Annotated in this window: 5 protein-coding genes and 2 pseudogenes; 1 reads left to right on the top strand and 6 read right to left on the bottom strand. The window is 41.2% G+C overall.

Annotated features, from left to right (window positions below; translation table 11 throughout):
- Window positions 1–244: 244 nt before the first annotated feature.
- The gene (locus FPL17_RS11270; protein WP_159885121.1) at window positions 245–631 is read left to right on the top strand and encodes a carboxymuconolactone decarboxylase family protein; all 387 of its coding nucleotides are present in this window, start codon (window positions 245–247) and stop codon (window positions 629–631) included.
- Window positions 632–775: 144 nt separating this feature from the next.
- Here FPL17_RS11270 and FPL17_RS11275 read toward each other — a convergent pair whose 3' ends face one another.
- The 6 genes and pseudogenes from FPL17_RS11275 to tpgA form a co-directional block, all read right to left on the bottom strand.
- Window positions 776–1672, bottom strand: a complete 897-nt coding sequence (locus FPL17_RS11275; RefSeq protein WP_159885123.1) for a LysR family transcriptional regulator — start codon at window positions 1670–1672, stop codon at window positions 776–778.
- A 20-nt stretch (window positions 1673–1692) separates the two neighbouring features.
- Window positions 1693–2418: a helix-turn-helix domain-containing protein gene (locus tag FPL17_RS11280; RefSeq protein WP_159886846.1), complete on the bottom strand. Its 726-nt coding sequence runs from the start codon at window positions 2416–2418 to the stop codon at window positions 1693–1695.
- Between the two features lie 181 nt (window positions 2419–2599).
- On the bottom strand, window positions 2600–2983 hold the full coding sequence (locus FPL17_RS11285) for an outer membrane protein assembly factor BamE (RefSeq protein ID WP_159885125.1): 384 nt from the start codon (window positions 2981–2983) through the stop codon (window positions 2600–2602).
- A 75-nt stretch (window positions 2984–3058) separates the two neighbouring features.
- Window positions 3059–7018, bottom strand: a pseudogene (locus FPL17_RS19125) (hypothetical protein); the annotation flags it as partial.
- A gap of 189 nt (window positions 7019–7207) precedes the next feature.
- A pseudogene (locus tag FPL17_RS19130) lies at window positions 7208–10285 on the bottom strand (ESPR-type extended signal peptide-containing protein); the annotation flags it as partial.
- A 381-nt stretch (window positions 10286–10666) separates the two neighbouring features.
- Window positions 10667–11485: a trimeric autotransporter adhesin/peptidogylcan-associated protein TpgA gene (gene tpgA, locus FPL17_RS11295; RefSeq protein ID WP_005184877.1), complete on the bottom strand. Its 819-nt coding sequence runs from the start codon at window positions 11483–11485 to the stop codon at window positions 10667–10669.
- Window positions 11486–11515 lie beyond the last annotated feature (30 nt).

The raw sequence follows: 11515 nt of genomic DNA on the forward strand, positions 1-11515 counted from the left end.
ATATTTTCGATTGTTGATATGTCTTAAGTTATCCACAAATTAGCGCTCACTTAGTTCTAGAGTCGCATGTTCAGATTCATCGAGGTATGTCATCTTAGGGGAATAAAACCTGAATCACTGCCTTTGTGAAATTGAGAACATCACAGTCAGTCTCTATGACTTTAGCTCACACAATGGTTGAGTTAGGATGAACAGATGTCGACGGACAACCCCAATCTTTTTCCACAGCTAGAAGAGTAAAAATATGTCACAACAAGATTATGAAAATGGATTAAAAGTTCGTACAGAAGTGATGGGAGAATCTTTTGTAAAACGTGCTCAAGACAATACCGTGCCCTTTACTCAGCCCTTACAAGACTGGATCAATGAACATGCTTGGGGTTCAACTTGGCAACGTGAAGGCGTATTGCCACGCAAATATCGTTCTCTTATTACCATTGCATTTTTAACTGCCCAAAAAAGCCCAACAGAGCTGAAAGGCCATGTCCGTGGTGCATTAAATAATGGTGCGAGTGTTGAGGAAATCCAAGAGGTTTTGCTTCACAGCCTTCCTTATTGTGGCGCACCTACAACACAAGAAGCCTTTAGAGCTGCGCTGGAAGTCATTACTGAATATCAAAAAGAAATGTAGATCGCCAAAACCACTGGCTACAATTGAAATTATAGCCATACAAAATCATCTCATTAAAAGCCCTTATTCCAATTTGGGCTTTTAATTATTATTCGAATAATTTTACTCAATAAAAAATAGAGAAATAAAAACAAAAAAACATGGTTATGTTGAAGGATTAAAATAATGATTTTTTACAACCTCAATAAAAGCATTTGCTTCATCCATACTTACATGTTGAGCCTTCGCAACGCCCACTTGCAAATATAGTGAAAAGTCTTTCAACTCAACAATTTCTAATCCTTTTTTTTCCAAGATAGACTGATCAAAGAAAGATCTTGGGTACAACCCCAACCCCTCACCATCCAAAATACTTTGTAGTTGAATATCTACGCCAAAAATTTCTTTATTGATATTAAAACCCAGCTTTCTTTCATATAGCGTTTTAGCCAGACTTTCTCTAAAACAGCAACCATCAGGATGAAGCACCCACCCTCTTTTGCTACACATTTCCAAACTTTGATATTTGCGAGCCTCTCCTTTCTTTGCAAGAACCACGAAAGGAAGCTGACCGACTTCGAAGAATGCGATATTAGTTTTCAAACCAATATTAGATGGGATCATCAGGGCAGCTAAATCTATTTCACCTTCATAGACTTGCTTCACCAAGCTACAGCCCCATCCACTATAAATGTCGATTTCATAATATGGATTAAGTTTTTGAGACTCATAAATTACATAATCCAAGATATCATCAATAAATGTTTGAGCAATTCCGATTTTAATATTCTTTTTAACAATCTCACCGTTCTCGATATGAAAGTTTTTAAGTGATTCAAGTTGCCTCAATATAAAACAACTTTTCAAATAAACTTTCTTTCCTAAACTTGTTAATTGTAAAGGTCGTGTCTTTCGATTAAATAACACACCTTTAACAGCACCTTCCATATGGCCAATTCTTTTCGTGACAGTAGATTGATTAACACCCAATTTTTCGGAAGCAATAGTTATGGACTGATGATCAACCACGTATATGAAAGTTTTTAAGTCCCTAATATCCAAAACTTTATACCTCCATTGAATTATTTTAAATGTTTCCTAAACTGACAAGGGGAACATCCTGCCCAACTTTTAAATGCACGTGTAAATGCACTATGTTCTGTATACCCCAATGTATATGCAATGTCAGATAGCTTAACATCTTCATTTTTCAATAAAGTCAGTGCTTTTTCATGTCGCTTTTGTTTTACCAAAAGCTTAAATTCTTTGCCTTCATTTCTTATTTTTTTAGATAAAACTCGAGGTGTTAGTCGCATTTTCTTTGCAACTTTGATTAAATATGGTTCTCCCTCAGATAAAATATTATTAATTTGAATGTTTACTTTTTCAATAAAATCTATTCCACCTTTGCTCCTATGTATATATGATGCCAAAAAAGCTTCTAAATAGATCTCATCAAACTTCTTGCAAACTGTAATAGAATTAAACAAGTCACTCGAATATAAAGAATCCTTATAAACATTATCTAATGTCGATTCGAGTATGCAATATTTATCTTCAATATCAAGGCTATCAATCAAATATTTCATACCGTGAAAAAAATCATTAAGTAAAAAATCCTGATTAACGACCTCACACTTATAAACAAGAATAATTCTAAAATAATCTAAAGATAAACGATCAATAAGGGAAAGAAACTTATCAACATCAAAAAGAAAAAAGATAACCGCATGTTTTAGATCTTTATTTCCGACTTCAATAATATGCAGTTTTATATTTTTTTCACAATGTGAAAAAGTATGAAACATATTATCCATCTCATGTGTCAACTCTTTAGAGATTAACAAACTTCGGCATTATTTTTTTAACATATTATATCTTTTAAATAATCATTTTAGGAAAATTAAACAGAAAAGTTAAATATTTGCCTCATCTGCTCAATTACCGTGAAAAACCTGTCAGACATGACTCATGCAGATTGCCTCTTGGCTAAACACCACTTATTTGACACGTATCACCTTTCCAAGCGAGGCTTTCGACTAGATATTCCTTATTAAAATCAATACGTAACTGACAACGCTTATACTTCTGTGTGTTGGGTACGCGCACATCCAGTACATAATTCCATGTTTTGACTCCGATTAAGCCTTCATTAAAATGTGGATTGCCTAGAATATGCCGTATCTGGTCTTTATTTAGCCCAGTATCGAGACGAGCTATATTGCTGTATTCATAGCGTTTCACCACGTTCAAATCACTTTCGCTCGACTCTGGAAACACAACTTTTTTGGACTGTTCTGTCGCAGCAATCACCTGATTCTGGGAAATACTGCCTACACAGAAAATTACGATTAACGTCATGATTTTATTCATATCATTATTCTCTCTTAATTATGATTGAAAACTAGGGGGAACTTAATGATCCCCCCGTGAACTCAAAATGAGTAATTAATCAATTACGCCACTCAAGCCAAGACGGAAACTTGGATCACCTTGTGACGCTGCTGCAACACCACCAGTCAATGACCAGCGTCCGTTATCTGCGGTCTTACGTAGCGTCGCACCAAATGCATTTTCTCCACCATGATAAGCAGCACCAACCGCATAGGTATATTTACCTGCGACAAAAGGTGCTGCTTCTAACGCAATAGCGGCAGCTACACCAGCATTGGCTTTTTTCTCTACATCATCAATTCTACGATTGGTATCATAGAAAGCTTGTTGCATTTGATCGCCTAAATTTGTGATGCGGTTATCGAGTGCCTGATCGGCTTGATTCAGAGCCCCCAGTGCATCACCAACATTGTTGTAATTACTACCTGCAATATTGTAAGTCGGCCCTTTCCATCCTTTCTCAGGATCATAACCAGCTCCTCCTCCTAAGGCTGCACCGACATCCTGATAGGATTGATGTAACTGCCCACCATTGATTGCATCTTTCGACCCACTGGCAATCGTTCCATCTGCTACACCCGTGACTTTCTTACCGCCTGCATTGATGCCATCCGTGGTCATGCTCGGACCTGCTTCTCCTTTCGGCCCAGTAATACTGATACCACCACCTGTAATTGTGGTTGAACCCTTATCTCCTGTCACATTCACCTGACCTACATCGACCTCCTTCACTTTGATCTTGTCTGCTAAACCAACTTCGTAGTCTTTGCTTCCATCCGCTTTGGTGGTTTCATTCACCTTGATGTTGCCATCTTTGTTGCTTACCGTAGATTTCGCTGCTTGGGCATCTTGTTTCACTGAGGCAATCGCATCATTGATGTTGTTATGACCTGTTCCTCCAACGTTGCTAGTGCTAATCGTTCCATCTGGATTCACTGTGGTATTGCCGCCTACAACGTTTTTCACACTGTCCGCAACATCATGCAGTTGACCGCCATTCACAGCATCTTTCGAATCTTTGGCAATCTCTCCATCCGCTACACCTGTGACTTTCTTATCACCTGCATCAATGCCGTCTTTGGTCACACTTGGACCACCATCAATGTGTAAACCATCTCCATCGACTTTAGTACCACCAGCTGTAACACTGTCGACCTTAATGTCTTTAGCTAAACCAACCTCATAGTCTCTGCTACCATCGGGTTTGATGGTTTCATTCACACTGATATTGCCATCTTTATTGCTCACAGTAGACTTCGCGGCTTTCGCAGCATCACCTACCGCACCAATGGCATCATTGATGTTGTCCTTGCCAGTTCCGCCAATATTACTGCCACTTAACGTACCATCAGGATTCACTGTCGTATTACCACCAATGATGTTCTTCACGCTATCGGCTACACCATGTAACTGACTGCCATTGATCGCATCTTGTGAGTCTGCTGCAACTCGGCCTGCCGCTACACCAGTAATAACCGTATTTCCAGCATTGATACCACCTGCTGTAATACTTGGTCCGATGTTATTACCTGCCGCATCAACAAAGCTCATACCGTCTTGATTGATCAGCGTTCCTTTGCCTTCTTGATCTTTCAGGCTGATTCCTTTGGCACCATATTCAGCTTCGTTACCTTCTCCATCTTTGACTTGAGTTCCTGTCGCAGTCAGTACTGTTTCATTCCCCTCCTCATCGGTCGCGGTGACACTATCAAACTTCACATCTTTGGCGGTAGCGACTTCATAGTTGGTACTGCCATCCGCATTTTTAGACTCAGTCACAACAATGTTTTCGCCTTCTTTGACTGTGGTTTTTGCAGCTTTTGCCGCATCGCCTACTGCGCTAATGGCATCATTGATGTTGTCTTTACCTGTGCCGCCAATATCAGGATTTGTATATTGTCCTGTTGCTGGATCATAAGTTGTATTACCACCAATAATGTTCTTCACACCCTCGCCTTGAGCGTGTAATTGACTACCATTAATTGCATCGGTTGAATTTGGATTGACATCACCCGCAGCAACACCACTAATTTTTCCAGTGGTACCATCAATCGTAACGTCACCCACTTTGACATTGTTAAATTCAACATCATCTGCAGTTGCAACATTGTAGATATCCTGTCCATCATCTCCTGTGGTCTTGGTTACGGTAATGTTCTTACCTTCTGTGACTTCCGTTTTCGCTGCTGCTGCCGCATTGTCTAACTGATCTTTATTGACCGCATCAGTTCCTTCTGTACCTGCTGCGACATTACTGATTTTATTTCCAGCAACATCAATCCCTGACTTGGTCACACTTGGGCCACCTGTGATCGTCATACCGTCGTTGTTAATCACCGTATCGCCTGCGGTGACACTATCCACTTTCAAATCACGATTCAGGCTGTATTTGATGTCATTGCCTTCTTTCGTTACTTGTAAGTTTTCTTCACCATCCGCTGTGCCAATATCAACCGTGTCGCCTGCTTTGACTGCGGCAGCATTTGCACCATTGCTCTGTAAAGTCCAGCCTTTATCCAATGCTGTGATCGCATCACCTACATTGTTCAAGCTATCGCCATTTACAGTGTAGTTCGGCTTGCTAACCGTGCCATCTGGATTAACCGTAGATCCACCACCTAAGGCATCAGCAACACTTTGTGCATTGTTCGCCAATTGACTGCCGTTGATGGCATCAGTTGAGTTTGGATTGACATCACCCGCAGCAACACCACTGATCTTGCCTGTCGTGCCATCAATCGTAACGTCACCCACTTTAACTGAGTCGAATTCAACATCATCGGCTGTCGCAACATTGTAGATGTCTTGGCCATCATTGCCTGTGGTCTTGGTCACGGTAATGTTCTTACCTTCTGTGACTTCTGTTTTCGCTGCTGCTGCCTGACCACGTACTGAATCAATTGCATCATGGATATTGTTTTGACCTGTGTTACCCACATTGCTGGTGGTCACTGTTCCATCTGGATTCAATGTGGTTTCACCACCAATTGAAGTCTTCACGCTGTCGGCAACACTATGTAATTGACCGCCATTCACTGCTTCTTTAGAACCTGCAGCTACTGTGCCATCGCTTAGACCATCGATCTTACCTGTGCTACCGTCAATGCTGACATCACCCACTTTGACATTGTTAAATTCAACATCATCCGCAGTTGCAACTGTGTAGATGGTTTGTCCATCTGCACCTGTTTCACTTTCAACGGTCATGTTCTTACCAGCTTCAACTTCCGTTTTCGCTGCCGCTGCGGCACTGTCTAACTGATCTTTGTTAACGGCATCTGTGCCTGCTACACCCGGACCGACATTGCTAATCGTGCTACCTGCCGCATCAATGCCTGACTTGGTCACACTTGGACCACCTGTGATACTCATACCATCGTTATTAATCACAGTATCGCCCGCTTTGATGCTATTCACATCAAGCTCTTTTGCTAGCTCAATCGCAACTTTGCCATCTTGGACTTTGGTGGTGATATTGCTATCCGCACCAACAACTTCAACGGCTTCACCTAGTTTCTTCTGAACAGTACTGCCATCTTGTGCAGTTAAGCCAAAGCCTTTATCTGTTAAGTCTTGACTGGATTTATCCAATTGGCCTTTGTTCACTGCATCATTAGCATCGACACCATCGGCAATATTACTAATCGTTTTATTACCTGCATCAATACCATCTTTAGTCATGCTCGGACCATTGGCAATACTTACACCATTGTCATTCAGTACCGTATCACCCGCAGTTATGCTGTCTACTTTCAAGTCTTTCGCTGTGGCAACTTCATAATTGGTACTGCCATCAGCATTCTTGCTTTCAGTCACAACAATGTTGTCACCTTCGGTCACTATGGTTTTCGCTGCTGCCGCTGCTGAATCTAACTGGTCCTTGTTAACTGCATCTGTACCTGCAACACCCGGACCGACATTGCTAATCGTGTTGCCTGCCGCATCAATGCCTGACTTAGTAATACTTGGACCATTGGCAATGCTCATACCGTCATTGTTAATCACGGTGTCGCCTGCTTTGACGCTATTCACATCAAGCTCTTTTGCCAGTTCAATCGCCACCTTGCCATCTTCAACCTTCGTGGTGATATTGCTATCTGCGCCAACAACCTCAACTGCTTCACCGAGTTTCTTCTGAACAGTACTGCCATCTTGCGCAGTTAAGCCAAAGCCTTTATCTGTTAAGTCTTGACTGGATTTATCCAATTGGCCTTTGTTCACTGCATCACTATCAGCCACACCATCGGCAACATTACTAATCGTTTTATTACCTGCATCAATACCGTCTTTAGTCATGCTCGGACCATTGGCAATACTGACACCATTGTCATTCAGTACCGTATCACCCGCAGTTACGCTGTCTACTTTCAGGTCTTTCGCTGTGGCAACTTCATAATTGGTACTGCCATCAGCATTCTTGCTTTCAGTCACAACAATGTTGTCACCTTCGGTCACTATGGTTTTCGCTGCTGCCGCTGCTGAATCTAATTGATCTTTGTTGACGGCATCTGTACCTGCAACACCCGGACCAACATTGCTAATCGTGTTGCCCGCAGCATTAATCCCTGACTTAGTAACACTTGGACCATTAGCAATGCTCATACCATCGTTATTAATCACGGTATCGCCTGCTTTGATGCTATTCACATCTAGGTCTTTAGCAAGTTCAATCGCAACTTTACCATCTTGGACTTTGGTAGTAATGTTGCTATCCGCACCAACAACTTCAACGGCTTCACCCAGTTTCTTCTGAACAGTACTGCCATCTTGTGCAGTTAAGCCAAAGCCTTTATCTGTTAAGTCTTGGCTGGATTTATCCAATTGACCTTTGTTCACTGCATCATTAGCATCGACACCATCGGCAATATTACTAATCGTTTTATTGCCTGCATCAATACCGTCTTTGGTCATACTTGGACCATTGGCAATACTTACACCATTGTCATTCAGTACCGTATCACCCGCAGTTATGCTGTCTACTTTCAGGTCTTTCGCTGTGGCAACTTCATAATTGGTACTGCCATCAGCATTCTTGCTTTCAGTCACAACAATGTTGTCACCTTCGGTCACTATGGTTTTCGCTGCTGCCGCTGCTGAATCTAATTGATCTTTGTTGACGGCATCTGTACCTGCAACACCCGGACCAACATTGCTAATCGTGTTGCCCGCAGCATTAATCCCTGACTTAGTAACACTTGGACCATTAGCAATGCTCATACCATCGTTATTAATCACGGTATCGCCTGCTTTGATGCTATTCACATCTAGGTCTTTAGCAAGTTCAATCGCAACTTTACCATCTTGGACTTTGGTAGTAATGTTGCTATCCGCACCAACAACTTCAACGGCTTCACCCAGTTTCTTCTGAACAGTACTGCCATCTTGTGCAGTTAAGCCAAAGCCTTTATCTGTTAAGTCTTGGCTGGATTTATCCAATTGACCTTTGTTCACTGCATCATTAGCATCGACACCATCGGCAATATTACTAATCGTTTTATTGCCTGCATCAATACCGTCTTTGGTCATACTTGGACCATTGGCAATACTTACACCATTGTCATTCAGTACCGTATCACCCGCAGTTATGCTGTCTACTTTGAGGTTTTTATTGAGACCGTATTGAATGGTGTTTCCGTTTTTAGTGACTGTCAGATTTTCTTCACCTGTAACCGTACCAATATCAACGGTGTCACCTGCTTTGACTGCGCCAGTATTTGCACCGTTGCTTTGTAGGTTCCAACCTTTGTCTAATTCAGTAATCGCAGCACCAACGTTATTTACGTCCTTGCCGTTTACGTTATAAGTCGGATTAGACACAGTTCCTGTGCTCGGGTCGTAGCTCGAACCACCACCCAACGCGTCCGCTGTACTTTCACCCAGTTGGTCAACACCATCTTGAACATTTTTTAACTGACGAACATTCACTGCATCTGTATCTGCTGCACCATCAGATAAATTTTGAATTCGGCGTTCATTGCCTGCCGTTCCGACTGAAACAACTGAATTTGGGGCTGCCGTCCCTGTCCGATAACCTGCGCCCGTGGCTGTACTGGTGGTACTGCCCGCACCTAATGCAACATCATCAGCATTATTTGCAACCGCATTTGCACCTAAAGCAAGTGCGCGATCTGCGTTGGCTTGTGCATTGTCACCGACTGCAACAGAAGAGGCACCAATACCTTGAGCACTCGTACCAACTGCAGTAGACCTTGCCCCCTCTGCGTTAACCAGAGCACCAAAACCACTCGCCAATTCACCCTTTGCGGTTGAATTTGAACCAGCGACTGTTGCACCAATTGCTGTCGCTTCAGCTCGATTACCAATAGCAGTGGTAAAATCTGCTGTTGCTTTTGAGCCATTTCCTAATGCGCTTCCATATTGAGCTGTAGCTTCAGACAGTGCCCCAAAGGCAGATGCACCTAAAGCGGTAGCCTTACTATTTTGCCCCACTGCAGTGGTATTTTTACCATCAGCACGAGAAGCTGCACCAACAGCCGTAGCCGTATAAACAGTGCCATTCTCTGTCACACCTTTAGCATAAGCATCTTGACCTAAAGCTAGATCTCCACTTCCTTCTGCATTTGAAGCATGCCCAATTGCAATTGATTTATCACCCGTTGCTTTGGCTTGTCCTGCTATTGCAACAGCCTGATTACCAGATGCACGTGCACCAGAGGCTCTATTATTTGTTAAACCATCTGATCCCAAAGCAACACTACCTGTCCCACTCGCCTGCGCCCAAGAACCTACAGCGGTTGATTGAGTTCCCGATGCTTGTGCTCTCATACCATAAGCAGATGCTCTCGTTGTTGCTTCTGAAGCAAATCCCATGGTTGTAGCTCCTGCGCCTGTAGCTCTCGCAAAGGGTCCTACAACTTGAACACCGTTATACCCATTGCCATTAGAATTACAGCCAATCACATTACTCCAAGTACCACTACCATTAACAGGATTCGTATCATTCGGATGAGTTGCCCCATCTGGTCCAGTACCACCTGCTGCGCTACATGGTTGGGAGCCAGTATATGTTGCTGCTAAACTTACTTGTGGTATCCCAAGGCTTCCAAATACTAAGATTCCTATAATTTTTAAAAAGTTAGATATCTTATTTAATTTAAATAAATTGAAATTGTGTTCATCTATTAATCCCTTATGTTTTTCTGTTGAAACTGCAGCAATAGCTCCAACATTCCTATTTTTAGTTACTCCTCTTGTATTTTCTGAAACAACCGTCCATAAATTTAATTTTTTATTCCAAACTAAACGATAAATTTTATTCATATTTAAATGCCTTTTTTATTCATAAAGGACTATTTAATTTAGTGAATAAAATAGAGAACCATTTAACAGTTCCAGTCAAAAAGTTAACAATTGGAATACTTTTTTTGTAAAACCCTAAAAATCTATTTTAATATTTGAAATAAAACCAATTTAGGACATTTAATTAAACACAATAAACAAAAATTATATTTTCAAATATTCAAATTTCTAATTATTATTCACATAAATAATATTTTTACTTAAGGCTAAAAACACACACAGCAAAGGTAAGTTTTTTATGCTATTTCACAAAAAATAAAAACAAAGTAAATATATTAAAGTCATATTCATAAAAAAGGGATAGGTGTGAAATCAGACCTATCCCTTTTTCTTTGACTTAATTTACCACTGAATATTTACCCTGCGATTAGGTGCTAAACATTGTACGACTTGTACATTTCGAGACTGACCAGAACATTCTTGATAAATACTCGTTCCACCGCTCACTTGTAATTGAATTCTGGCAGGATCTACCCCTTGCTGTACCAATAACTGAGCTACTGTATTCGCCCGACGTGAAGATAAATCCTGATTATAAGCAAACTTACCTAGTCGGTCCGCATAACCTGAAATAACAATTGGATTGCGAGATTGTTGAATTGATCCGACAACATCCGCAAGATTCGTGGAACGTTGTTCTATCGCATTTGTATCCGAGCGATCAAACGCAAAAAAGACCGTTGCTGTCTGTGCGGCTGGTGCTGGTAAAGTTGCGGGAACAACATTATTTACGCCCCATGCCATTAAACCTTGGCATTCTTCGCCTTTCCAAGATAAACGTTCCGCAATATATTTTTTGTCATAGTCGATACGTAATTGGCAACGTTTATAGTCTTGAGTATTTGGTACACGGATGTCCAATACATAGTTCCAGACTTTCACTCCAAATACGCCTTCACTAAAATGAGGGTTACCTAAAATATGTCGAAATTGGTCCTTATTCATTCCTGTATCTAAACGGGCAACATCATTATATTCATAGCGTTTGACCAGTTTAAGATAGCTTTTATCGACTTCTGGGAAACTGACTTCTTGAGATTGTGCTAACTCAACTTCACCTTGAACTTCAGTCTGACCCTGAATTTCCGTTTCGGTTTCCGCCTGACTATTTAATGCAACACTAAAAAATGCCATCATCATTAAAGTTTGAATCTTATTCATGTCTGCTCTCACTTAATTATTGTTAGAGAA

Source organism: Acinetobacter dispersus (assembly GCF_009884975.1).
GTDB lineage: Bacteria > Pseudomonadota > Gammaproteobacteria > Pseudomonadales > Moraxellaceae > Acinetobacter > Acinetobacter dispersus.